Genomic DNA, 25,072 nt, shown 5'->3' with positions numbered 1-25,072 from the left:
ATGCTTCGAGCACACTGGCTAGCCACCCTGACCGCCGCTGCGCTACTGCCACTGTGGGCGCATGCAGCGGCCGAACAGCGGTTCCCCAGCGAAGAAGGCACCTTGATCGTCGACACGCTTGCCGATGGCCTGCGCAACCCCTGGGCCCTGGCCTTCCTGCCCGGTGGCAAGGACATGCTGGTGACCGAGCGCGCCGGCAACCTGCGGCTGGTCAATGCCGGAGGCAAGGTTGGCCCGTCGATCAGCGGTGTACCCAAGGTCCGGGCCGAAGGCCAGGGCGGCTTGCTGGATGTGGCGCTGTCACCGGAGTTCGGCAAGGACCGCACCGTCTACCTGTCCTACGCCGAGGAGGGCAGTGACGGCAAGGCCGGTACTGCAGTCGGCCGCGGGCAGCTGTCCGAAGACCGCGCCCGGCTGGAGAATTTCACCGTGATCTTCCGCCAGCAGCCCAAGCTGTCGGTGGGTAACCACTTCGGCTCGCGGCTGGTGTTCGACCGCGACGGCTACCTGTTCATCGCCCTGGGCGAGAACAACCAACGTCCCACTGCCCAGGACCTGGACAAGTTGCAAGGCAAGGTCGTGCGTATTCTGCCGGACGGCGAAGTGCCCAAAGACAACCCCTTCGTCGGCAAGGACAACGTGCGCCCGGAGATCTGGTCGTACGGCCACCGTAATCAGCAAGGCGCCGCGCTCAACCCCTGGACCGGTCAACTGTGGACCCACGAACACGGTCCGCGCGGTGGTGATGAAATCAACATCCCAAAGCCTGGCAAGAACTATGGTTGGCCGATTGCGACCCACGGCATCAACTACTCGCTGCTGCCCATCCCCGAGGCCAAGGGCGAGCATGTGGACGGCATGGTCGACCCGCACCATGTATGGGAAAAGTCACCGGGTATCAGCGGTATGGCGTTCTACGACAGCCCAACGTTCAAGGCCTGGGACCACAATCTGTTCATAGGGGCGCTGGCCACGCAGGAATTGATCCGCTTGCAACTGGATGGCGACAAGGTGGTGCACGAGGAGCGGTTGCTCGGTGACCTGAAGGCGCGTATCCGTGATGTGCGGGTGGGGCCAGATGGTTACCTGTATGTGCTGACCGATGACAAGGACGGTGCGCTACTCAAGGTCGGCCTGGCCGACTGACGCGCGCCTGCACCGAGGGTGACAGTCGGGTAGAATGCGGCATGGCCCTCGACCCCCAAACCCTCTACCAGCAAGCCCTGAGCACTCGGGGCTACGTTGCTGACCCTGCCCAGGCCCGCGTCGTCGAGGCCTTGCAAGCCTGCTTCCAGTCCCTTGAGCAGGGCCGCCCCACCCAGGGCCTCTACCTCTGGGGCCCGGTCGGGCGCGGCAAGACCTGGCTGATGGACCAGTTCCACCAGTGTCTGCGCATACCGAGCCGGCGCCAGCACTTTCATCACTTCATGGCCTGGGTGCATCAACGCCTGTTTCAGCTCAACGGCACCGCCGACCCGCTGCTCGCCCTGGCGGGGGAGCTGGCGCGGCAGATCCGCGTGCTGTGCTTCGATGAATTGTTCGTCAGCGACATCGGTGATGCGATCATCCTCGGCCGCCTGTTCAAGGTATTGTTCGATCAGGGCGTGGTGATTGTTGCCACTTCCAACCAGCCACCCGAGCAGCTCTACCGCGATGGCTTCAACCGCGAGCGGTTCCTGCCAGCCATCGCCGCCATTGGTCGTCACATGCAGGTACTGCCGGTAGCAGGCGAGCAGGATCACCGCCTGCACCCCGGTGAAGCGCGGCAGCGCTATTGGGTAGCCGAGGCGGGGCAGGCCAGCCAGTTGGGCGAGGTGTTTCGCCAGCTCAGCCCGGAAGATGCCGGCACTGATCAGCCCTTGGGTATTGGCTCAAGGCACATTCACGTCGTGCGACGCAGTGAGCAGGCTATCTGGTGTCGTTTCACCGATCTGTGCGATCAACCCTTGGCGGCCATGGAGTTCATGGCCTTGTGCGACCGTTTTCCCTCGATTCTGGTATCCGGCATTCCGGCGCTGGGCGGGGAACAGCGGGCGGGGCGTATTGCCCGTGGCACCGAAGATGGCGCGGCGAGGGTAGTGGCGGGCGACCGTGAACTGCCTGCGCTGTCGCCCAAGGACGATGCGGTTCGCCGCTTCATTGCCCTGGTCGACGAATGCTATGACCGCCGGGTGGCGTTGTACCTGGAGGCACAGGTGCCGCTCGATGCCCTCTACACTCAAGGGTATCTGGCGTTCCCGTACCAGCGCACCCTGAGCCGGCTACGGGAGATGCAACTGCAACGCTTCGCCTGAAAAGGAGCCGACCATGCAGCCGTTATCGCATTATCTGCTGACCCAGGCCTATAACAATGGCTGGGCCAATCACCGCCTGTACAAGGCCTGCCTGCAACTGACCCAGGACGAGTTCGTCGCCCCGCGTTGCAGCTTCTTCCCGTCGATCAAGGCCACCCTCAACCATTTGCTCACGGTGGATTGGTTCTACCTGCATATGCTCGAGTGCGAGCAGCGCGGCGAGCAGCCCGATGCCGACGGCGAACGCTTTTTCGACCCGGAACAGCCGTTTGCCACCTGCACCGACCTGCATGCCGAGCAGGCCCAGGCTGATCACCGTTTGATCGCCTACTGCCGTGGGCTGAGTGATGGCGACCTGGGCCGCTATGTGAGCGTCGTGCGGCCTGATCGGGTGCAGCGCGAGCAGCGGCTGCGTTTGCTGGCGCATTTGTTCGAACATCAGGTGCATCACCGTGGGCAGGTGCACGCGATGCTCAGTGATACAGCGGTCAGGCCACCACAGCTGGATGAGTTTTTCTGCGAGGAAGAGGCCGAGTTCCGGACGGGCGACTTTGCCGAGCTGGGCTGGACGGAAGAGCAGATCTGGAAAGTGTAATGGCACCCTGTGGCAGCAGCGGTCTTGTGCAAAGTACAAAAGCGTACGCTGCCACAGGGGCCAATCCTTGGCTCACTTGCCCAGCCATTCGACCAGGGTGCGATTGAACCGCACCGGTTCCTCGATTTGCGGCGCGTGCCCCATGCCTTCGAATGTGATCAGCTCACCTTTGGGTATCAGCTTGGCCACCTGCGGCCCCAGCTCTGCATAGTTGCCCAACCTGGCCTTTACCTCCGGCGGCGCGATATCGCTGCCGATGGCCGTGGTGTCCTTGTCGCCGATCAGCAGCAGGGTCGGCATCTGCAGGTGCTTGAATTCGTGGTACACCGGCTGGGTGAAGATCATGTCGTAGATCAGCGCCGAGTTCCACGCCACCGCTTCATGCCCCGGCCCTTTGTTCAAGCCCACCAGCATCTGCACCCAGCGTTCGTACTCAGGCTTCCAGCGCCCGGCGTAATAGGTTTTGCGTTCATATGCACGTACGCCTTCGGCATCCAGTTTGAGTTCGCGGGCATGCCACTGGTCCACGGTGCGGTAGGGCACCCCCAGGGCTTTCCAGTCTTCCAGACCGATCGGGTTGACCATTGCCAGGCGTTCCACCTGCTGGGGGTACATCAGCGCATAGCGGGTGGCGAGCATGCCGCCGGTGGAGTGGCCGAGCACAATGGTCTGCTTCACACCCAGCTGTTCGAGCAGGGCATGGGTGTTGTCGGCCAGTTGTTGAAAGCTGTACTGGTAATGCGCCGGTTTGCTCGACGTACAGAAGCCGACCTGGTCGGGCGCGATGACCCGGTAGCCGGCCTTGCTCAGGGCGTCGATGGTGGTTTCCCAGGTGGCGGCGCAGAAGTTCTTGCCGTGCATCAGCACCACGTTGTGGCCGTTGGCCTGGCCTTGGGCGGGCACGTCCATGTAGCCCATCTGCAGGGCCTGGCCCTGGGACTTGAAGTCGAAATGCTTGAGGGGGTGCGGGTAGCTGAAGCCTTCGAGCTGGGGGCCGTAGGTAGGCGACTCGGCAGCGATGGCCGAACTGCTGGCAAGGCAGGCCAGGGCAAGGGCGGTTGCGCGCAGCATGGGGGCACTCCGTGTAGGGCCAGGTTGAATGGGGCGACTGTAACAGGCAGTGGACCACGCGAAACCTGAAAGGTGTTACCAGGCGTGAAACCAGCCCAGGGTAATCATCGCAAGCACCGCATAGCGGCCAGCCTTGGCCAGGGTCACCAGCAACAGGAAGCGCCAGAATGGCTCACGCATGATCCCGGCGATCAGCGTAAGCGGGTCGCCGATCACCGGCATCCAGCTGAGCAGCAGCGACCATTGCCCCCAGCGTTGGTAGCGCTGCTGCGCACGCGCCAGTTGGGCAGCGCTGAAAGGGAACCAGCGTTTCTCGCGCAGGTGCTCGATGGCCCGGCCCAGCAGCCAGTTGACCACCGAGCCGAGCACGTTGCCCAGGGTGGCTACCAACAGCAGGGTCGCCCAGGCCTCGGGCTGGCGCAGCAACAGGCCGACCAGCACGGCCTCCGATTGCAGCGGTAGCAGGGTGGCGGCACCAAAGGCGCTGAGAAACAGCGCCCCCAGGCTGAGCATCAGTAGTTGGCGACCACGGTGTCCTGGCCATCCTGGGTCACCCCGATGACCTGGTAGGCATCCTTGTGGTCACCCATCTCCATGCCGGGCGAGCCCATGGGCATGCCCGGCACCGCCAGGCCCTTGAGGTCGTTGCGTTTTGCCAGCAGGCGCACCTGCTCGGCCGGCACGTGGCCTTCGACGAACTTGCCGTCGATCACCCCGGTGTGGCACGACGCAAGGCGTGGCGCCACGCCGAGGCGTTGCTTGACGGCGCTCATGTTTGGCTCGACGTGGTCGTTGACGGTAAAACCGTTGTCACGCAGGTGGCTGATCCAGGCCTTGCAGCAGCCGCAGTTGGGGTCGCGGTAGACGTCGATGGTCTCGGCGGCCTGGGCCAGGCCGGTGACGGCCAGCAGGCTCAGGGTCAGCAGGTGTTTGCGCAGCATGGTGAAGCACTCCTTTAAAAACGCAGGCGGATACCGGCGACCAGGCGGGTCTGGCCCAGATCTTCGCCGTCTTCTCGGGCCTGGTTGGCACGCGAGCCGTGCAGGCGGTTGAAACTGAGCCCGACGTAGGGGGCGAAGCCGCGCGTGATTTCGTAGCGCAGGCGCAGGCCCACCTCGCTGTCGGCCAGCCCCGCACCTTGTTCGCGCCCGGCGTCGTTGCGCCCGTAGAGGTTGGCCTCCAGGGTCGGCTCCAGTATCCAGCGGTTGGTCAGCAGCATAGCGTAAGCGGCTTCCAGGCGCAGCGCCGTCTGTTGCCGCTCGCCTGCATAGGCGGTGGCTTGCAGCTCCAGGCCGTACAACGGTGTGCCCTGGATGCCGAAGGCGGCCCAGGTTTGGCCACTGGCAGGCTTGAAGTCCTGGCGTGCACCGGCCACCAGTTCCCACCACGGGCTCACGGCATGGCCCCACAGCGCCTGTAGCTCGGCCTTGTGGGTCTTGCCCTGTTCGCGTTCGCCTTCGGTGCGCAGCCACAAGCGGTCGATATCACCACCGACCCAAGCGGTGGCGTTCCAGTTCAGGGCACTGCTGCTCTCGAAGTTCTGGTATTCGAGCTTGTCCACGATCACTGTCCAGTTCAGCGCCCGGTCATGCGCCTGGTGCCCTGGCAATGGCGGGAAGGCGGCGCGGCGGTCGGCGTCGGTGATGACAGGCAGGGGCGTGCGAGGTTGGCTGGGGGAAGGCTGGTCGTGGCCCATGCTTTCATGGTTCATGGGCATGGCCTGATGGCCCATCTGGCCGTGGTTCGTGTGTTCGGAACCAGCGGCCATCGCCCGTTCACTGGCGAGCAAGGTCAGCAGCGCCACGCCTGCCACGAAGCTGCGGTTGCGGGTGTCATTCATCGACGCGTACCTCGCGGAGCATGCCGGTCTCCATGTGGTAGAGCAAGTGGCAGTGGTAGGCCCAGCGGCCCAGCGCGTCGGCGGTCACCCGGTAGGTGCGTCGGCTGCCGGGCGGGATATCGACGGTGTGCTTGCGCACCAGGAACTGGCCATGCTCGTCTTCCAGGTCGCTCCACATGCCGTGCAGGTGGATGGGGTGGGTCATCATGGTGTCGTTGACCAGGGTGATGCGCACGCGCTCACCGTAGGTCAGCCGCAGCGGTTCGGCGTCGCTGAACTTGATGCCGTCGAACGACCAGGCGAAGCGCTCCATATGGCCGGTCAGGTGCAGCTCGATGTCACGCGATGGCGGGCGACCGTCCGGGTCGGGGTAGGGGCTGCGCAGGTCGGCGTAGGTCAGCACGCGGCGACCATTGTCACGCAGGCCTATGCCAGGATCGGCCAGGTTGGGGCGCGGTGCCATGGTCTGCATGTCCACCAGCGGGTTGTCGGTTTCACTGATCGGGTGTTGCTGCATGGCCGACATGGCGGCGTGGTCCATACCGGCCATGCTGCCGTGGTTCATGCCCTGCGGATTTCTGTGGTCCATGTCCGCCATGGCATCCATGCCGCCGTGGCCCATGTCTTCCATGCTCAGCACCGGGCGCGGGTCGGGGGCAGGCACCGGCGCCTGCAGCCCGGCCGCACGGGCCAGGGTACCGCGGGCAAAGCCGGTGCGGTCCATGCTCTGGGCGAACAGGGTGTAGGCGGGTTGGTCACCCACGGTCACCAGCACGTCGTAGGTCTCTGCCACGGCAATGCGCAGTTCATCCACGCTCACAGGGGTTACCGGCAAGCCGTCGGCGGCGATCACCGTCAGCTTCAGCCCGGGGATGCGGAAGTCGAAGTAGGTCATGGCTGAGGCATTGATCAGCCGCAGGCGCACGGTTTCGCCTGGCTGGAACAGGCAGGTGAAGTTGCCTTGTGGTGGTTGGCCGTTGAGCAGGTAGGTGTAGGTGGCGGCGCTGATATCGGCGAGGTCGGTTGGGCTCATGCGCATGCGCGCCCAGGCCGTGCGTTCGGCGACGGTGGCGCTCCAGCCGTTTTCGGCCACGTCATCGATGAAGTCGCCAACCGTGCGCTTGTGGAAGTTGTACGCGTCGGACTGCGTCTTCAGCGTCGCCATCAGTTGTTCCGGCGCTTGGTCTGACCAGTCGCTCAATAGCAGCACATGGTCGCGCTGGTAGCGGTGCGTTTCGGGCTCGCGTGGCTCGATCACGATCGCCCCGTATACCCCGGCTTGCTCCTGTAGCCCCGAATGGCTGTGGTACCAGTAGGTGCCGCTCTGGCGCAGGGTGAACTGGTACAGGTAGTCGCCGCCGGGCTCGATGCCAGCGAAGCTCAGGCCAGGCACGCCGTCCATGTTGGCCGGCAGGATGATGCCGTGCCAGTGGATCGAAGTGTCCTGCGCCAGTCGGTTGCGCACGCGCAACGTCACGGTGTCACCTTCGCGCCAGCGCAGCAGTGGGCCGGGCAGGCTGTTGTTGACGGTCAGTGCGGTACGCGGTCGGCCTGTGATGTTGACCGGAGTCTGGCCAATGAACAGCTCGAAATGCTGGCCGGCCAGGTCTCGGCCTTCAGCGGCCTGGACCAGCGGGCGCCACAGACCCAGGCCCGCCAGCGTGCTGGCGGCGCCCAGGCCTTTGACAAACGTACGGCGGGAGGGGTTGCGCAACATGGCGTGGCCTCATGCGGAAGAGCCACGATGTTCGCTGCCGCCTGCTGTCAGGTAGCTGAGGTGCACATTACAGTGCTGTCAGTTTGCTGCTTCGTCGATGCGCAGGTCGCGCATCAGCAGGCCGTAGTCGAGGGCAACCTGTTCCGGGATCGGCAGATACACCACATGGCCATCGCCCGGTGCGACCTCGATGGCGTGCTGCTGGCGGTTGCACAGGCGGTGCAGGTCGAAGTGGTAGTTACCGCGCGGGGTCATCAGCTCCAGATGGTCGCCCACGGCGAAGCGGTTCTTCACCTTGACCTCGGCCAGGCCGTCGACGCGCACGCCAGTCAGTTCGCCTACGAATTGCTGGCGCTCGGACACCGAGTTGCCGCGCTGGTAGTTCTGGTACTCGTCGTGCACGTGGCGGCGCAGGAAACCTTCGGTGTAACCGCGTTGCGCCAGGGATTCGAGGTTGCCCATCAGGGCGCGGTCGAATGGTCGCCCGGCCACCGCGTCGTCGATCGCCTGGCGATACGACTGTACCGCGCGGGCACAGTAGAAGTGCGATTTGGTGCGGCCCTCGATCTTCAGCGAATGCACGCCCATCAAGGCCAGGCGCTCGACGTGCTGGATGGCGCGCAGGTCCTTGGCGTTCATGATGTAGGTGCCGTGTTCGTCCTCGAACGCCGGCATTTCAGTGCCGGGGCGGTTGCTTTCCTGCAGCAGGAACACTTGGTCGGTGGGTGCGCCCAGGCCCAGGGTGGGTTGCACTTGGCGCACGATGTCACCGGTGGCGTTTTCGGTGGCCGGCGTGGCGTCGTACTTCCAGCGGCAGGCATTGGTGCAGGTGCCCTGGTTGGCGTCACGCTTGTTGAGGTAGCCCGACAGCAGGCAACGGCCGGAATAGGCCATGCACAGGGCGCCGTGCACGAACACTTCCAGTTCCATGCCCGGCACCTGCTGGCGGATTTCCTCGATTTCGTCCAGCGACAGCTCCCGCGACAGGATCACCCGGCTCAGGCCAAGTTGCTGCCAGAACTGCACGCTGGCCCAGTTGACGGTGTTGGCCTGCACCGACAGGTGCACCGGCATCTGTGGGAAGTGCTGGCGCACCAGCATGATCAGGCCGGGGTCGGACATGATCAGCGCGTCCGGCGCCATCTCGATCACGGGTGCCAGGTCCTTGAGGAAGGTCTTGAGCTTGGCATTGTGCGGGGCGATGTTGACCACCACGTAGAAGCGCTTGCCCAAGGCGTGCGCCTCCTCGATCCCCAATGCCAGGTTGGCGTGATCGAACTCGTTGTTGCGCACCCGCAAGCTGTAACGCGGCTGGCCGGCGTAGACCGCATCGGCGCCGTAGGCAAACGCGTAGCGCATGGTCTTGAGGGTGCCGGCGGGGGCCAGCAGTTCGGGCTTGGCAGTAGGGTTCATGTGCGCACCGGGGCAAAAGGCGGGGATGCTAGGGTCGATGGACAAGGTGCGTATTGATTTGCGTCAAGTGAGCACGGCACTTTTGTCCAGGCGCGGTGCACTAATCACTCATAAGCCATTTGAGGAACTGCGATGAACGAAACCGCGCTACAGAACAAGGCCTTGGCAGTACTCTTGGCGTTGGTGACCATTGCCTTCTTCTGGATTCTTCTGCCGTACTACGGCGCAATCTTCTGGGCGGTGATCCTCGGCATCCTGTTCGCCCCGCTGCAGCGTCACTTGCTGATCCGCTGCGGGCGGCGGCGTAACCTTGCCGCGGCCACGTCCACGCTGGTGTGCCTGCTTGTGGCGATCCTGCCGGTGATCATCATCAGCGCCCTGCTGGTGCAAGAGGGCGCCACGCTGTACCAGCGCATCGAAAGCGGTCAGCTGGACATTGCCGGTTACGTCGAGCGCGGCAAGGACATGCTCCCGGCATTCGCCCAGCGTGGGCTGGACAATATGGGCATGGGTAACCTTGACGGGTTGCGTGACAAGATCACCAAGTGGGCAACCCAGGGTAGCCAGGTATTGGCCAGCCAGGCGTTCAGCTTTGGCCAGGGCACATTCGAGTTTCTGATCAGTTTCGGCATCATGATGTACCTGCTGTTCTTTTTCCTGCGTGATGGCCCGGAAGTTGCGCGCCGGGTGCGGATGGCCGTCCCGCTGCCCGAGCACCAGAAGCGTCGTTTGCAGTTGAAGTTCAATCGTGTGGTGAGGGCGACGGTGAAAGGCAACGTGCTGGTGGCCATTACCCAAGGTGCGTTGGGAGGTTTTATTTTCTGGGTGCTGGATATCCCGAGTGCGTTGGTGTGGGCGGTGCTGATGGCGTTTCTGTCGCTGCTGCCGGCGGTGGGCGCGGGCATCATCTGGGCGCCGGTGGCGGCGTATTTCCTGCTGACCGGGGCGATACTGCAAGGGGTGGTGCTTACCGCGTTCGGGGTGCTGGTGATCGGCCTGGTGGATAATGTGTTGCGGCCAATCCTGGTGGGCAAGGATACGCGCATGCCGGACTACCTGATCCTGGTGTCGACCCTTGGCGGGCTGGCGGTGTTCGGCCTCAACGGCTTCGTGATCGGCCCATTGATCGCGGCGCTGTTCGTTTCCAGCTGGGCGATCTTTGCCGCGACCAAACCGCGGGTGCAATTGCCACAATAGCGTTCTTGCTCAGGTTTGTCGGCTGTAGGAGCGGGTTCACCCGCGAAAGGGCCGGGCCTGCTGGCCAATTTCCACCAGGCGTTCACCGTTGTTGCCGCCACCGTATTCGCGGGTAAACCCGCTCCTACACAGATTGGTGGCGGACACACATACAGCGAAACCGCAGGGGTCAGAAGGCTTGCGGCATCTCGCCCTTGGCCAAGCGCCGGTTGATGTCGGCAATCACTTCGGGCAGGTCGTTGATGGTGTCGATCAGGTAATGCGGGCGGGAGCCGGCAAACAGTGCATGGATGCGCTGGCGCTCGCTTTCCAGTTTCTCGGCACTCAACGCCCGGAAGCCTTCCCAGGTCAGGCCCAGAGCATTACCCGAGCAGACCAGCGCCACGGTCCACATGCCGGCACGGCGGCCTTCAAGAATGCCAGGCACGGTGTCGTCCACCTTCACGCAGGCCGCTACATCGTCAATCCCCAGCGCAATCACGTTGGCCAAGGCCTGGGCCGGCCATGGGCGGCCGTTCGGGGTTTCATCGGTGGCCACTACATGGTCGGCTACGTAGCCGTTCTGCGCCGCCAGTTCCACCACCTTGTCCATCACCACTTTCGGGTAACCCGAGCACGAGCCGATCTTCAGGCCGTCCTGGCGTAGACCGGTGAGGGTGTCCAGTGCACCGGGGATCAGTGCCGAGTGCACGGCGATCTTCTCGATCTGCAGCGGCATGAAGCGGTTGTAGATGGCGGTGACGTCATCATCGGTCGGGGTACGGCCGAACACCTTGCGGTAGCGCTCGGCAATTTCCGGTACGTCGCACAGGGTGCGGATATGGTCCCATTTGCCCATGCCCATCGGGCCTCGGGCTTCCTCGATCGACACCTGCACGTCGAACTCGGCAAAGGCCTCGACGAAGATCTGGGTGGGAGCGAATGAGCCGAAATCGACCACGGTGCCAGCCCAGTCGAGGATGGCGGCTTGCAGTTGGATGGGGTTGTTATAGTTCATGTGCGCGAATTCCTGGGTTCGGGTGGGCAAAGCGTCAGATGTCCAGCACTTCCATTTCCCGCAGCACCTCGGCCACGGCATTTACGGCGGCCTGCATGCCGTCCGCCCCGACCACGCCGATGCAGCCGACGCGGAAGGTTTCGACCTGGGTCAACTTGCCCGGGTAGAGAATGAATCCCTTGGCCTTGACCCGCTCGTAGAAGTCCTTGAACTGGTAGCGGGCATCGGTGGGGGCGTGGAAGGTGACGATGATTGGCGCCTGGATCTCGGCAGGCAGGAAACTGCGCAGGCCGATGGCTGCCATGCCATCGAGCAGCGTCTTGCAGTTGTCTGCGTAGCGCTGGTGGCGGGCCGGAAGGCCACCTTCCTCGTTGTATTGCTGCAGTGCTTCGTGCAGGGCCGCGACCACGTGGGTAGGCGGGGTGAAGCGCCATTGCCCGGTCTTGGCCATGTAGGCGTGCTGGTCGTGCAGGTCCATGGCCAGCGAGTGGGCATTGCCTTCGGCGGCCGCCAGGGCGTTTTTTTCGGCGAAGACGAAGCCCATGCCGGGTACGCCTTCCAGGCACTTTCCGGAGGCCGCGATCAGTGCTTCGAAGGGGATTTCGCGGGCATCGATCGGCAATGCTCCGAACGAGCTCATGGCATCGATGATCAGGCGCTTGCCATGGCGTTTGATCACCTGGGCGATCTCGGGCAGCGGGTTGAGGATGCCGGTGCTGGTTTCGCAGTGGATCAGCGCCACATGGGTGATGGCCGGGTCTTCGGCCAGCAGCCGGTCGACGTCGGCGGCGGTGGTCGGCTGGTCTTCGGCCGTTTCGAAGGTGCTGTAGGTGCGACCCAGCACTTTGCAGATCTTCGCCAGGCGCTGGCCGTACGCGCCGTTGATCAGTACCAGAACCTTGCCATCGCGTGGCACCAAGGTGCCGATGGCCGCTTCCACGGCGAAGGTACCGCTGCCTTGCAGGGGCACGCAGTGGTGGCTGCTGGCGCCGTCGATGATGGCCAACAGTTGTTCGCAGACGCTGGCAGTCAATTGGTTGAAGTCACGGTCCCAGGAGCCCCAGTCCACCAGCATGGCTTGGCGGGTGCGGATTGATGTGGTCAGGGGACCTGGGGTCAGCAGAATCGGGGCGTTGCTCATTCCGTTATTCCTCACAAGCGGTGGGCTGAAACTACGGGGCCTAGGTTGCAATTCGCGCTGCCATCAATCAAATTGTTTGTTGTTATCCCAGCTATAAGTCAGGCCGATAAATATGAACCTGTTCCAGCTACGCGCCTTCGACGCCGTGGCCCGTGAGGGCAGCTTTACCCGTGCTGCCGAGCGCCTGTTCATCAGCCAGCCGGCGGTGACCGGGCACGTCAAGGCCCTGGAGGAGCACTACCAGATCACCTTGTTGCGGCGTACTGCACGGCGCGTGGAGCTGACCGAGGAGGGCACGCGCCTGGCGGCCATCACGCGCGCCATGTTCGGCCTGGCCGAAGAAGCGCAGGCCATGCTTGAGGCCAACCGCCAGTTGCTGACCGGGCGCCTGGAGGTAGCCGCCGACGGCCCGCATCGGGTCATGCCGATGCTGGCGCTGCTGCGTGAGCGGTACCCTGGTGTCACCGTCAACTTGCGCCTGGGCAATGCTCAGGAGACCTTGGCTGCGCTGCTCGGCGAGCATGCCGACGTGGCGGTGCTGACCGAAATCGAGCCGCGCAAGGGGCTGCATCTGCAAAATCTCTGTGAGTCGCGCCTGTGTGCGCTGTTACCGGTGGGGCACGCCTGGGCCAGCGCGCGGGAGGACTTGCCGTTGGCCGCGCTGCACCAGCAGATCATGGTGCTGCGCGAACCCAGCTCCACCACCCGGCGCACCTTCGACAAGGCCTGCATCAAGGCGGGCGTGCAACCGCGTGTATTGCTGGAGCTGGACAGCCGGGAGGCGGTAACCGAGGCTGTGGCCTCGCAGCTGGGGATTGGCGTTGTTTCTTCCACTGAAGTGGCCAATGATCCCCGTGTGGTGGCACGACCATTGGCCGGCGAGGGCCTTGTCAACCAACACGTGATCGGCTGCCTGGAGCGCCGTCGCGAACTGCGCCTGATTCAGGCATTCCTGAGCCTGGCAGCAGGGCTATGATGGCTGTTTGCTACGGGGCACCCTCGGCTTTTCATACAGACCCTAATATGGCCGGCAATCAGCCGACAGGACCGTCGATGAGCGACAAAGACACCATTTCCATGCAGCTGGTGCGCGAAGCGCTGTTGCAGACCTGCCCTGCCGGTGAGCCTGACAGTGGCTTGCTGGCCAGGGCGGGCATCGCCGTTGAACAACTGCACCTGCCAGAGGCAAGGGTCAGTGCCGAGTCCTATGCCCGCCTGTGGCGCTTGCTGGCCCGGCGCTGCAACGACGAATTCTTCGCGATGGACCCGCGCGGTCTGTGCAGTGGCAGCCTGGCGTTCATGTGCCGTGCCAGCATGGGCCAGCCGACCCTGGGCGCAGGCCTGGAAACCTCGCTGGCCTTTCTGTCGCTGATGCTTCAAGACATGCAGCCCAGCCTGGTGCGCCAGCAAGGCCTGGCCGAAATTGTCATTAATGAGCCGCGTGACGAACCGCGCCGCGCGTTCACCTATTTCACCTTCTGGATGATCGTGCATGGGGTGACCTGCTGGCTGGCCGGGCGGCGCATCCCGATTCTGAGCATTGATCTGCGTTGTGCCGAACCACCCTTTTGCGACGACTATCGGGTCATGTTTTCGGAGAACCTGCATTTTGAGCGTCCACGCACACGCATGATCATTGCTTCGCAATACCTCGACTTGCCCCTGCGGCGCAGCGAGGAGGAGCTGCAGCGTTTTCTGGCCGAAGCGCCGGGCAATATCCTGGTCAAGTACCGTGACCCGGCCAGCCTCGGGCGGCGTATCCGCACCGACCTGTTGCGCCTGGCCCCTGAGCAATGGCCCGATGCTGACCGCCTGGCCCGGCAGCTGTGCCTGTCGCCATCGACCCTGCGTCGGCGCCTGGCAGAAGAGGGGCAGAACTACCAGGGCTTGAAGGACAGCGTACGACGGGAGCTGGCGATCGCCTGGCTCAGCCAGGAAGACGTGGCCATGGGCGAGCTTGCCGAGCGTTTGGGGTTCGCCGACAGCAGCTCGTTCTATAAGGCATTTCGCAAGTGGTTCGGCTGCAACCCGGGACATTATCGGGCATTGATCCAGGCGCGAGGGGCAGGGCACTGAAGGGCGAACGCTTCCTGCAGTAGTGCATTACCGCGCGGGCCCAGAAGGCTTACCGAGCAGGCGCCGATCGAACCCGTTCCCTCTGCATCCTGGGCCGACATTTGAACAACATGGTTGGCTTCGTCATATAGCTAGGGGAACCCACCATGATCATCAACGCGACGGGCCATGACCGATTCATCGGTGCCCGATTACCTGAGTGGCTCAAACGCGCGTCAAGGGGCCAGATCAACACCCTGCGCACCAGTCTGAACGCGCACCATGCCAGCCAGGCACGCTTGAGTGGCCTGACGCTTGAGTTACTGCCGCTCCAGCAGTTTGCCGAGAAGCACCTGGCGGCGTTGCTGGATGCACCGTTGCCGGACGGGCAGGTATTTGCCCAGCTCGAGTGGCTGCGGGTGGCGCCACGCTTCGGCACACTGCCAGGTACCTTGCAACAGACATACGGGTACAGCCAGACGCGTGAGAACGGGTTACTGCGGCTGATGCGCAACTTTGCTGCGAATACCCGCTACTACGAGGGCACGGGGCTGGTTTTGCCAGGCAGCGATAAACCATTGAATGCATCGCTGGAAGCATTGATTACGGCCTGTCGCAATCTGGACGTTGGTCAGCGTTATCAGGACGCGTTGCAAAGGATCTTCCCGCCAGCTACCCAGGCGGTGCTGGCTGAAGACAAACGTTCGGGGTTGAAGCTGGCGACCGAGCTTGCGGCATTGCAGGGAAACATAAGCGTCGATGTGCAGCTCGCCTTGCGTGAGGTGGTGGACCCCGCTCAGGAGGGGCGACAACAAGGGCTCGAAGGCAAACCCATGCTGTTGAGGGCAATAGGGAAACCTGTGGTCGATGGCTTGCTGATCCACCTGCATGACAAGGCGGGAAATGAACGGGGCATCGTGCTTTACCTGCCTGGTGATCCCCGGCAGGCATTGCGGTTCTTCGACAATGCCGCCTCCATGAACAGTACCGTGGCAATGTTGTTGCAAGATCCGGGTTACTGGCAGTTCTTCACACAGCTCATCAGCCTTGAGCACCGTGCAGGTTTTGTCAGTACCCTCGGCAAGCGCCTGAAAGACAAGCTGCCGGACCTCGAGCTTGAGGGTGAAACACCTGGGGGAGGGGTTTTCACGCAACTGGCGACTCGGCAAGTGCAACGGGTCAAGGAAGATGCCCGGTTGCTGCTGGTACCGACCGCTGACGCTGATAGCCGGGCGGTTAGCGCCAGACACGCTGAGTGGAAGGCGGCAGGTCTGGACCTGGTAAACCTCGCCGGCCTTTTCATCCCGGCTGTGGGGGGCGTGCTGCTGGGGCAGGTGGTTGCTCAGACGTGCGCTGAAGTGTTCGAAGGGATGAGGGATTGGTCGAAGGGGCACCAACACGAAGCGCTGCAGCATCTGCTGGGGGTCGCCGAAACCTTGGCGGCTACCGCAGCGACGGTGGCGGGTGTCAGTTTTGTGCGCAGTGCGTTTGTCGCGGGCCTGGAGCCGGTAAGCCTTGGGAATGGGCGCAGTCGCCTGTGGCAGTTCAACGCCAGAAATTATCGATCATTGCCGGGCCCTGTCGATCTGCTCGAGGAGGAGCGCGGTGGCGAGGCGGGCCGCCGCTGGGTCCGTATCGATGGACGTTACCTCGAAGTGCATCAGCCCGTCGTCGATGGCCCCTATCGCCTGCGCCATGCAGCGAGTGAGGGTGGCTACGGGCCGGTCGTGTTGCACAACGGTGAGCGTGGCTGGCAGCTGATGCGTGAACAACCCTTAAGCTGGCAGGCGCCTGCCCGCATGCTGGATGCATTATGGCCACAGCTTTCCCCTGTCGACGCGCATCAGGCCGAGCAGATAATGCGGGTGGCAGGTATCGATGCAGACTTGTTGCGCGGCGTTCTCGTGGAGAATCGCCCGGCGCCGGTGAGCCTTGGCCAAACCTTGCGCGCCTTCCAGGCGCATGCACGCATTGAAAGGTTTTTCGAGCGTGTTCGGCTGAAGGCGTTGATGCCATCGGACAGGGAGCTGCTGGCCTGGTGTGAAGCAAGGCCAGGCGTGGGCGCCGGACTGGAGCAGATGCAGGTGCATGAGGCTGGGTTGCGGCCGCAATTGTTTGCTCGCCTGACAGAACAGTCACTGGCAGCAGACCCGCTGAGCATGTTGGTAAAACGGGACTTCCCGGGTTTGCCTTCGGCCTACATAAATGAAGTAACCGGCCAGGCGCATGAGCTTGAGCACCAAATGGCGCGTGTCGAGCGGCGGCTGCCATTGCCGTGCGCGAAGAACGCCCGTTCGCTCTTGCGTCTGGCTCGCCTGAGCCGGGGGCTGGCGGGGTTGTATCTGAGCACGGCGTACAGTGATGTCACCGGCGAACTGGCCCTTGCGTTGCTGGATAGCTTCGAACTCGAGCAACTTGACCTCGACTTGCGCGACCGCGGGCTGGATGGGCGGTCTATCAGGCGCCTCGGTAGCGGCGGGCGAACCGAGGCAAGAAGAATAGTGGTCAGGCATGAAGGCAGGTTTCTGATCTACAACGGGTCAGGTTTGCCACACGTGTTTATCGCTGACGAGCCGGGATGTATCTTCGAGGCGCTTTCTGCCGCACTGACATCAGAGCAGCGGGCAGCGATGCAACTGGTGGGCAGTGCTGCGGCGAGCCAACTGCGTGAGAAACTTCTGGCGCGGTTACCCGCTTCCCATTGGGATATCGCGCGCATGCTCGGCTGGCCAGAGGAGCAGGCCTGGCTCAATCCAGGGCGTCGCATGGACGATGGGCGCGTGGGATACCCGCTCAGTGGCCGCCCTGGCGCTGCACCCAGAGATGAGCGGGCGATCATTCGTGACCAGCTACGGTCGCTTTATCCTGGCCTGGACGAGGCCGCGCTCGATGTGGAGCTGGCGCGTGTGCAACAAGGCCCACAGCCAGTCTTCGAGCGCCTGGTAGAACTGCAGGAAGCCCATGACCAACTGGTGCTGTACCTGAATCGCTGGGTCGGTGCCGAGTTGCAGGAGGGTCGACGCGCCGCCCGCAGGTTGACGGCCGATAGCATCCTGCGAGCCTGGCGACTGCAGGGCGAGCCTGTTTCGGCCGGCGAGGGGCAAACACAAGGGCAGCGCTTGTCGATGAGCGGTTTGAGTTTGCGCACACTGCCGGCACTGCCGCCGAACATCGATTTCCATCGCATTACCCTGCTGAGCGTGAACGACACCCGGATTACTGACATACCGGTCGACTTCCTTCGCCCCTTCACTGCCCTGACGCACCTGAACCTCAACAACAACGCGTTGATGCGTCTACCAACAGGCATTGCCCATTTACCGAATCTTCAATCGCTTCGGTTGGCGCATAACGAGATACGCCTCGATGCCCAGGCGATCGGCGTTTTGCATGGTTTGTCCAACCTTGCGCATCTTGATCTCAGTCATAACCGGCTGGAAGCGCTGGACATGAGCTTCCACCAACTTTCTCGGCTGACAAGCCTGAACCTGCGTCATTGTCGCCTGGGCAGTTGGCCGCTTCGCCTGGAGCTCTGTGGTCTACTCGAGTGTGCTGACCTGCGCAACAATCAACTCCGCGAAGTGCCCACCGAGATCCAGCTGATGCCTTATGCATTTCGACGCGCCATTCTGATAGAAAACAACCCCTTGTCGGTCATGCAGCAAAGAGGGTTGTATGCACTCGATGTGATCGAAGAGCACCGGCACTCACCTGAGCAGTTGGGGTCAGTTGACCTGGCCAGGGCCCGTACGCGTTGGGTAGGCCATACGGATGCGACGGTTCAGGCCGAGCGTGAGGCCGTGTGGCTGCGGTTGCTGGAGCAACCGGGTAGCAGCGGGTTGTTCAGGTTGTTGGCTCGCCTGGAGATGACTGCGGACTACAGCCAAGCGGGTGAAGGGCGGGATGCGCTGGTTGACGGGGTATGGACACTGCTGGCTACGCTGGACGGCGACCCGGTGCTGTGCCGGCGGATTTTTGAGCGGGCCGGCCTGCCGCTGTCATGTTCGGACGCCGTTGCCAGCCATTTCAGTGCATTGCAGGTATTGGTGAGGCAGGCGCAGGCCGAAGCCGCCGCAGTCAACCCTGAACGCAGGGGCGAGTTGCTTGAACTGGGCAGGCAACTGTTCCGGCTGGATCAACTGGAAGGGATTGCCTACCAGGATGGCCGGCAGCGTCTGGCTGCCAGTGAACATGTCGACCAGTTGGCATTGGGGCTGGCTTACAGGGTGCAACTTCGTAGCCGTTTGCGGTTGCCCAACCAGCCGTATGCCATGCGCTATCCCGATGCTGTCGCGCTGACACAGGCCCAGGTAGAGGATGCATTTCTGCGGGTTACGCGCGCGCAGACCATCGAGGGCCTGACCGATAGCCTGAGCCAGCGCGCGTTCTGGCGCCGTTACCTGCGCCAGCAACATGACCAAATGTTCGATGCCCTCAGTGCGGATTACACTCGGCGCACGCTTGAGCTGCAGGCTCAACGTCCTGTCTTGGCGCCGGCGGCCTTCGAGCAGCAACTACGCCGGCTACAGGAACAGCAGGACCTCGATATCGAGCGCCTGGTCGCAGGGCTCACCCAGTCCTACCTGCGTGCAGCCGAGCGCGCAGAGGGGTGATTAGCGGCGGCCAAACCAGTCATCCAGATTGACAGCTTTGGCCATTGCCGCCGCGCATGAGCGGCGCGAACATCGTCGGACCGATGCTTCAACTCCAAAAACAAGAAACCAGGAGTCCGATGATGCGCGATTACGCCGAGGCCGCTCGTACGTTCGACCATGACCAGGCCGTTGTGACGGCATTGCACGGCAACCTTGAAGCCCTTAATGCCTGTGTCGAATGCTGTGACCGGCATGCCGGTGACGGCAAGCTGGCACTGATTCATGAGGACCGCGATGGTAACAGCGCGCGCTATAGCTTCGATCAGCTTCAGGTGCAGGCTGCTCGGTTCGCCAATGTGTTAAAGGCGCAGGGGGTAGGCGCCGGAGACCGGGTTGCCGGCTTGATGCCGCGTACCCCTGAACTGCTGGTGACCATCCTCGCTACCTGGCGCCTCGGGGCGGTTTACCAGCCCTTGTTCACCGCGTTCGGCCCCAAGGCCATCGAGCACCGGCTTGAGCAATCCCATGCCCGAGTGGTGGTCACCGATAGCCACAACCGCGCCAAGCTGGACGATGTGCACGCCTGCCCGACCATCATCACTGTCAAGGCCCGCAGTGGTGAGCTGGACTTCCAGCGATGCCTGGAACGCGCAGCGGACGTATGTGAGCCGGTGATGCGCTCAGGCAACGATCCATTCCTGCTGATGTTCACTTCCGGAACCACTGGCCCTGCAAAACCCCTGGAAGTGCCACTGCGTGCGATCGTCGCGTTTCAGGGCTACATGCGTGATGCCATCGAGCTGCTGCCCGAGGACAACTTCTGGAACCTGGCCGACCCGGGTTGGGCTTACGGCTTGTATTACGCCGTTACCGGTCCGTTGTCGCTGGGGCACGCCACCACGTTCTACGATGGCCCGTTCAGTGTCGAGAGCTGCGCCCGGGTGATCGACAAGCTGGGCATCACCAACCTGGCCGGCTCGCCCACCGCGTATCGCTTGCTGATTGCGGCGGGCAAAGATTTCTCGGCACCGATCAAGGGCCGCCTGCGGGTGGTCAGCAGTGCCGGCGAACCGCTGAACCCCGAGGTGATCCGCTGGTTCGCCGACGAGCTGGGCGTGACCATTCACGATCACTACGGCCAGACCGAACTGGGCATGGTGCTGTGCAACCACCATGGCCTGCAGCATCCGGTGCACCTGGGCTCAGCCGGCTATGCCATCCCCGGCCACCGCATCGTGGTGCTGGACGAGCAAGGTAACGAACTGCCAGCCGGCCAGCCAGGCATCCTCGCCGTTGACCGTGAGCAGTCGCCGCTGTGCTGGTTCGGCGGTTACCACGGCCTGCCGACCAAAGCCTTCGTCGGCAAGTACTACCTCAGCGGCGACACTGTCGAGCTGAACCCGGATGGCAGCATCAGCTTCGTTGGCCGTAGCGACGACGTAATCACCACCTCCGGTTACCGGGTGGGGCCGTTCGATGTGGAAAGCGCGTTGATCGAGCACCCGGCGGTGATAGAGGCAGCGGTGATCGGCAAGCCCGACCCGGAGCGTACCGAGCTGATCAAGGCGTTCGTGGTATTGGCCAGCGGCTACGCCGGCAGCGTCGAGCTGGAAGAAACCTTGCGCCAGCATGTGCGCCAGCGCCTCTACGCGCATGCCTACCCCAGGGAAATCGAATTCGTCAGCGAGCTGCCCAAGACCCCGAGCGGCAAGCTGCAACGCTTCATCCTGCGCAACCAGGAAGTCGCCAAACAACAAGCGCAACAGGCCACCCCTGCCAGCGTCTGAAAGGAAAGTACTCATGCACATAGCCAATAAACATTTCATCGTCAGCGGCGCCGCTTCCGGGCTGGGTGCCGCGACTGCACAGATGCTGGTCGAGGCTGGCGCCAAGGTCATGCTGGTCGACCTCAATGCCCAGGCTGTCGAAGCCAAGGCCCGCGAACTGGGCGACAATGCCCGTTTCGCCGTGGCTGATATCAGTGACGAGCAGGCGGCCCAGTCGGCTGTCGATGCAGCTGTCAGCGCCTTTGGCAGCTTGCATGGGTTGGTCAATTGTGCCGGTATCGTCGGTGCCGAGAAGGTGCTGGGCAAGCAGGGCCCGCATGGCCTGGCCAGCTTCGCCAAGGTCATCAACGTCAACCTGATCGGCAGCTTCAACCTGTTGCGTCTGGCTGCGGCGGCCATGGCCGAAGGGGCTGCCGATGAGAGCGGCGAGCGTGGGGTCATCATCAACACGGCCTCCATTGCCGCCTATGACGGCCAGATTGGCCAGGCCGCCTACGCTGCCTCCAAGGGGGCCATTGCCAGCCTGACCTTGCCGGCCGCGCGCGAACTGGCACGCTTCGGCATCCGCGTGATGACCATCGCTCCGGGCATCTTTGAAACCCCGATGATGGCCGGCATGAGCGATGAGGTACGTGCTTCACTGGCTGCCGGCGTACCGTTCCCGCCCCGCTTGGGCCGCCCGCAGGAATACGCCGCGCTGGCCCGCCACATCATCGAGAACAGCATGCTCAACGGTGAGGTCATCCGCCTCGACGGTGCGCTGCGCATGGCTGCCAAGTAAGGAGAGCGAACATGACCCTCGCCAATGACCCCATCGTTATCGTCAGCGCCGTGCGCACGCCCATGGGCGGGTTGCAGGGCGACCTCAAGAGCCTGACTGCGCCGCAACTGGGCAGCGCCGCCATTCGTGCTGCCGTGGAACGGGCCGGCATCGATGCCGCCGGTGTCGAGCAGGTACTGTTCGGCTGCGTGCTGCCGGCCGGCCAGGGCCAGGCACCGGCACGCCAGGCCGCGCTGGGCGCCGGGCTGGACAAGCACACCACCTGCACCACCCTGAACAAGATGTGCGGCTCGGGTATGCAAGCCGCGATCATGGCCCATGACCTGCTGCTGGCCGGCACCGCAGACGTGGTAGTGGCGGGTGGCATGGAAAGCATGACCAACGCGCCGTACCTGCTGGACAAAGCCCGTGGCGGCTACCGCATGGGCCACGGCAAGATCATCGACCACATGTTCATGGACGGTCTCGAAGACGCCTACGACAAAGGCCGCCTGATGGGTACCTTTGCCGAGGACTGTGCCCAGGCCAATGCCTTCAGCCGCGAGGCCCAGGACCAGTTCGCCATCGCCTCGCTGACCCGAGCGCAGGAAGCCATCAGCAGCGGCCGTTTTGCCGCCGAGATCGTGCCGGTGGAAGTCACCGAGGGCAAGGAAAAGCGCGTCATCAAGGATGACGAGCAGCCGCCCAAGGCGCGTCTGGACAAGATTGCGCAGCTCAAACCGGCGTTTCGTGAAGGCGGCACCGTGACGGCGGCCAACGCCAGTTCGATTTCCGACGGCGCTGCGGCGCTGGTACTGATGCGCCGCTCCGAGGCCGACAAACGTGGCCTCAAGCCATTGGCCGTCATCCACGGCCACGCCGCCTTTGCCGACACCCCGGCGCTGTTCCCGACCGCCCCGATCGGCGCGATCGACAAACTGATGAAACGCACCGGCTGGAACCTGGCCGAAGTCGACCTGTTCGAGATCAACGAGGCCTTCGCCGTGGTCACCCTGGCGGCCATGAAACACCTCGATCTGCCACACGACAAGGTCAATATCCACGGCGGCGCCTGCGCCCTCGGTCACCCGATCGGCGCTTCTGGCGCACGTATTCTGGTCACCCTGTTGTCGGCCTTGCGCCAGAACAATCTGCGTCGGGGTGTGGCGGCCATCTGCATCGGCGGTGGCGAGGCCACGGCCATGGCTGTTGAATGCCTGTATTGAGGTGAACCATGCTGGTAAATGACGAGCAACAACAGATCGCCGACGCGGTACGTGCGTTCGCCCAGGAACGCCTGAAGCCGTTTGCCGAGCAATGGGACAAGGACCATCGCTTTCCGAAAGAGGCCATCGACGAAATGGCCGAACTGGGCCTGTTCGGCATGCTGGTGCCCGAGCAGTGGGGCGGCAGCGACACGGGTTATGTGGCCTATGCCATGGCGCTGGAGGAAATCGCTGCGGGCGATGGCGCCTGCTCGACCATCATGAGCGTGCACAACTCGGTGGGTTGCGTGCCGATCCTGCGCTTCGGCAACGAGCAGCAGAAAGAGCAGTTCCTCACCCCGCTGGCGACAGGTGCGATGCTCGGTGCTTTCGCCCTGACCGAGCCGCAGGCTGGCTCCGATGCCAGCAGCCTGAAGACCCGCGCACGCCTGGAAGGCGACCATTACGTGCTCAATGGCAGCAAGCAGTTCATTACCTCGGGGCAGAACGCCGGCGTAGTGATCGTGTTTGCGGTCACCGACCCGGAGGCCGGCAAGCGTGGCATCAGCGCCTTCATCGTGCCGACCGATTCGCCGGGCTACCAGGTAGCGCGGGTGGAGGACAAACTCGGCCAGCACGCCTCCGACACCTGCCAGATCGTTTTCGACAATGTGCAAGTGCCAGTGGCCAACCGGCTGGGGGCGGAGGGTGAAGGCTACAAGATCGCCCTGGCCAACCTTGAAGGCGGCCGTATCGGCATCGCCTCGCAAGCGGTGGGTATGGCCCGCGCGGCGTTCGAAGTGGCGCGGGACTATGCCAACGAGCGCCAGAGCTTTGGCAAACCGCTGATCGAGCACCAGGCCGTGGCGTTTCGCCTGGCTGACATGGCAACGAAAATTTCCGTTGCCCGGCAGATGGTATTGCATGCCGCTGCCCTTCGTGATGCGGGGCGCCCGGCGCTGGTGGAAGCGTCGATGGCCAAGCTGTTTGCCTCGGAAATGGCCGAAAAGGTCTGTTCGGATGCCTTGCAGACCCTGGGCGGTTATGGCTATCTGAGTGACTTCCCGCTGGAGCGGATCTACCGCGACGTTCGGGTTTGCCAGATCTACGAAGGCACCAGCGACATTCAGCGCATGGTCATTGCGCGCAATCTTTGAAGGAGCAGACTGCATGGCATTCGAAACCATCCTGTTGGACATCCACGGCAAGGTTGGCCTGATCACCCTCAACCGGCCGCAGGCGCTCAATGCGCTGAACGCGCAGATTGTCGGCGAGATCAACCAGGCTCTGGACCAGCTCGAGCGCGACCCGAACATCGGCTGCGTGGTGCTGACAGGCTCGGCCAAAGCCTTTGCCGCTGGCGCCGACATCAAGGAAATGGCCGAGCTGCAATACCCGCAGATCTACGTCGACGACCTGTTCAGCGACGCTGACCGCATCGCCAATCGCCGTAAGCCGATCATTGCTGCCGTGTCTGGATTTGCCCTGGGCGGCGGCTGTGAGCTGGCGATGATGTGCGACTTTATCCTCGCTGCGGACAATGCCAAATTTGGTCAACCGGAAATCAACCTGGGCGTGCTGCCGGGCATGGGCGGTACCCAGCGCCTGACGCGTGCGGTGGGCAAGGCCAAGGCCATGGAGCTTTGCCTGACCGGCCGCCTGATGGGCGCGGAAGAAGCCGAGCGTGCAGGCCTGGTGGCGCGGATCGTGCCGCAGGCAGAGCTGGTGGAAGAGGCGCTGAAGGTGGCGGCGACCATTGCCAGCAAGTCGATTCCGGTGAGCATGATGGTCAAGGAGAGCGTCAACCGGGCATTTGAAGTAACCCTCAGCGAGGGGGTTCGCTTTGAGCGTCGGGTCTTCCATGCGGCTTTCTCCACCGAAGACCAGAAAGAAGGCATGGCCGCATTCATCGCCAAGCGTGAGGCACAGTTCAAGGACCGTTGATCAGACTCGGTTCGTTGCCGTTGCCGTTGCCGTTGCCGTTGCCGTTGCCGTGGCTTTTGCTTCTAAGTGCGCGATAGTTCAGGCGACGCAGATTGCGACTTCAGGAGGCCGAGCGTAGGGCTTGCGGAGGGAGGTGACGGGCATGGATGCCCGTCAAGCGCTGAGGCCCCATGGATGGGGCCTGCAGCGCGTACTCCCGGGAGCAAGACCGTAGCGAGGGAACCCCGGAGCGTAGCGCAGGGGCCGGATGATGGGAGCCAGCGTTTTTTGGTTACTTTTTGTCGCGTTTGACAAAAAGTGACCCGCCGTAAGGGCGGAAAGGTGACTATGCGCCACCTGCGTGAATGAATACCTACTCGATGTGAATGCCCACATCCAAGAAGCAAGAAGCAAGAAGCAAGAAGCAAGAAGCGAACTCGTCTGTTTTGACTCAGCGAACCGTCCATTTGCGATGGCGACGC

20 protein-coding genes are annotated in these 25,072 nt (G+C 63.2%); 12 read left to right on the top strand and 8 right to left on the bottom strand.

Going from position 1 to position 25,072, the window contains the following annotated elements; genetic code table 11:
• Genes ACF8FB_RS15125 through ACF8FB_RS15115 form a run of 3 tightly spaced genes read left to right on the top strand, consistent with a single transcriptional unit; the run spans window position 1 to window position 2,889 of the window.
• A complete protein-coding gene (locus ACF8FB_RS15125; RefSeq protein WP_392511527.1) occupies window positions 1–1,146 on the top strand; it encodes a PQQ-dependent sugar dehydrogenase in 1,146 nt (381 codons plus the stop codon).
• Between the two features lie 41 nt (window positions 1,147–1,187).
• Window positions 1,188–2,294 carry a cell division protein ZapE gene (gene zapE / locus ACF8FB_RS15120; protein WP_350297596.1) on the top strand — a complete coding sequence of 369 codons (1,107 nt, stop codon included), beginning with the start codon at window positions 1,188–1,190 and terminating at the stop codon, window positions 2,292–2,294.
• 13 nt (window positions 2,295–2,307) lie between these two features.
• Window positions 2,308–2,889 carry a DinB family protein gene (locus tag ACF8FB_RS15115; RefSeq protein WP_392511526.1) on the top strand — a complete coding sequence of 194 codons (582 nt, stop codon included), beginning with the start codon at window positions 2,308–2,310 and terminating at the stop codon, window positions 2,887–2,889.
• Between the two features lie 72 nt (window positions 2,890–2,961).
• Here ACF8FB_RS15115 and ACF8FB_RS15110 read toward each other — a convergent pair whose 3' ends face one another.
• The 6 genes from ACF8FB_RS15110 to yegQ form a co-directional block, all read right to left on the bottom strand.
• The gene (locus ACF8FB_RS15110) at window positions 2,962–3,960 is read right to left on the bottom strand and encodes an alpha/beta fold hydrolase (protein ID WP_392511525.1); all 999 of its coding nucleotides are present in this window, start codon (window positions 3,958–3,960) and stop codon (window positions 2,962–2,964) included.
• Between the two features lie 75 nt (window positions 3,961–4,035).
• Window positions 4,036–4,473 (bottom strand): YqaA family protein, encoded by a 438-nt coding sequence (locus ACF8FB_RS15105; RefSeq protein ID WP_104962177.1) that lies wholly within the window; start codon window positions 4,471–4,473, stop codon window positions 4,036–4,038.
• Window positions 4,473–4,901: a DUF411 domain-containing protein gene (locus ACF8FB_RS15100; RefSeq protein WP_003248913.1), complete on the bottom strand. Its 429-nt coding sequence runs from the start codon at window positions 4,899–4,901 to the stop codon at window positions 4,473–4,475. The genes ACF8FB_RS15105 and ACF8FB_RS15100 overlap by 1 nt, the downstream gene beginning before the upstream one ends.
• A gap of 14 nt (window positions 4,902–4,915) precedes the next feature.
• Window positions 4,916–5,800, bottom strand: coding sequence for a copper resistance protein B (locus ACF8FB_RS15095; RefSeq protein WP_392510858.1), 885 nt, complete (start codon window positions 5,798–5,800; stop codon window positions 4,916–4,918).
• The gene (locus ACF8FB_RS15090) at window positions 5,793–7,514 is read right to left on the bottom strand and encodes a copper resistance system multicopper oxidase (protein WP_392511533.1); all 1,722 of its coding nucleotides are present in this window, start codon (window positions 7,512–7,514) and stop codon (window positions 5,793–5,795) included. The genes ACF8FB_RS15095 and ACF8FB_RS15090 overlap by 8 nt, the downstream gene beginning before the upstream one ends.
• Before the next feature lie 81 nt (window positions 7,515–7,595).
• Window positions 7,596–8,930, bottom strand: coding sequence for a tRNA 5-hydroxyuridine modification protein YegQ (yegQ, locus tag ACF8FB_RS15085; RefSeq protein WP_392511524.1), 1,335 nt, complete (start codon window positions 8,928–8,930; stop codon window positions 7,596–7,598).
• A 132-nt stretch (window positions 8,931–9,062) separates the two neighbouring features.
• Between yegQ and ACF8FB_RS15080 the strand changes: the two genes are divergently transcribed.
• Window positions 9,063–10,127, top strand: a complete 1,065-nt coding sequence (locus ACF8FB_RS15080; protein WP_010953190.1) for an AI-2E family transporter — start codon at window positions 9,063–9,065, stop codon at window positions 10,125–10,127.
• A gap of 169 nt (window positions 10,128–10,296) precedes the next feature.
• On the opposite strand, the gene phnX is transcribed toward ACF8FB_RS15080, so the two are convergent.
• Both phnX and ACF8FB_RS15070 read right to left on the bottom strand, forming a co-directional pair.
• The gene (gene phnX, locus ACF8FB_RS15075; RefSeq protein ID WP_392510855.1) at window positions 10,297–11,124 is read right to left on the bottom strand and encodes a phosphonoacetaldehyde hydrolase; all 828 of its coding nucleotides are present in this window, start codon (window positions 11,122–11,124) and stop codon (window positions 10,297–10,299) included.
• Window positions 11,125–11,158: 34 nt separating this feature from the next.
• Window positions 11,159–12,265 carry a 2-aminoethylphosphonate--pyruvate transaminase gene (locus tag ACF8FB_RS15070; protein ID WP_103444025.1) on the bottom strand — a complete coding sequence of 369 codons (1,107 nt, stop codon included), beginning with the start codon at window positions 12,263–12,265 and terminating at the stop codon, window positions 11,159–11,161.
• Between the two features lie 112 nt (window positions 12,266–12,377).
• On the opposite strand from ACF8FB_RS15070, the gene ACF8FB_RS15065 reads away from it, so the two are divergent.
• The 8 genes from ACF8FB_RS15065 (at window position 12,378) to ACF8FB_RS15030 (ending at window position 24,611) form a co-directional block, all read left to right on the top strand.
• Window positions 12,378–13,241 (top strand): LysR substrate-binding domain-containing protein, encoded by an 864-nt coding sequence (locus ACF8FB_RS15065; RefSeq protein ID WP_010953192.1) that lies wholly within the window; start codon window positions 12,378–12,380, stop codon window positions 13,239–13,241.
• A 77-nt stretch (window positions 13,242–13,318) separates the two neighbouring features.
• Window positions 13,319–14,341: an AraC family transcriptional regulator gene (locus ACF8FB_RS15060; protein WP_020192118.1), complete on the top strand. Its 1,023-nt coding sequence runs from the start codon at window positions 13,319–13,321 to the stop codon at window positions 14,339–14,341.
• Between the two features lie 146 nt (window positions 14,342–14,487).
• Window positions 14,488–18,933 carry an NEL-type E3 ubiquitin ligase domain-containing protein gene (locus ACF8FB_RS15055; RefSeq protein WP_392511523.1) on the top strand — a complete coding sequence of 1,482 codons (4,446 nt, stop codon included), beginning with the start codon at window positions 14,488–14,490 and terminating at the stop codon, window positions 18,931–18,933.
• A gap of 122 nt (window positions 18,934–19,055) precedes the next feature.
• Window positions 19,056–20,702 (top strand): acyl-CoA synthetase, encoded by a 1,647-nt coding sequence (locus ACF8FB_RS15050; protein WP_392511522.1) that lies wholly within the window; start codon window positions 19,056–19,058, stop codon window positions 20,700–20,702.
• Window positions 20,703–20,715: 13 nt separating this feature from the next.
• A complete protein-coding gene (locus ACF8FB_RS15045) occupies window positions 20,716–21,483 on the top strand; it encodes an SDR family NAD(P)-dependent oxidoreductase (protein ID WP_003250091.1) in 768 nt (255 codons plus the stop codon).
• Between the two features lie 11 nt (window positions 21,484–21,494).
• Window positions 21,495–22,688 (top strand): acetyl-CoA C-acyltransferase, encoded by a 1,194-nt coding sequence (locus ACF8FB_RS15040; protein ID WP_010953196.1) that lies wholly within the window; start codon window positions 21,495–21,497, stop codon window positions 22,686–22,688.
• 8 nt (window positions 22,689–22,696) lie between these two features.
• Window positions 22,697–23,824, top strand: a complete 1,128-nt coding sequence (locus ACF8FB_RS15035) for an acyl-CoA dehydrogenase (protein WP_010953197.1) — start codon at window positions 22,697–22,699, stop codon at window positions 23,822–23,824.
• 13 nt (window positions 23,825–23,837) lie between these two features.
• On the top strand, window positions 23,838–24,611 hold the full coding sequence (locus ACF8FB_RS15030; RefSeq protein WP_003250095.1) for an enoyl-CoA hydratase: 774 nt from the start codon (window positions 23,838–23,840) through the stop codon (window positions 24,609–24,611).
• The last annotated feature ends 461 nt before the right edge of the window (window positions 24,612–25,072 follow it).

The sequence above is a fragment of the Pseudomonas sp. yb_2 genome, assembly GCF_043103905.1.
GTDB classification, from domain to species: Bacteria; Pseudomonadota; Gammaproteobacteria; order Pseudomonadales; family Pseudomonadaceae; genus Aquipseudomonas; species Aquipseudomonas alloputida.
This window is presented reverse-complemented; position numbering and strand designations above follow the sequence as displayed.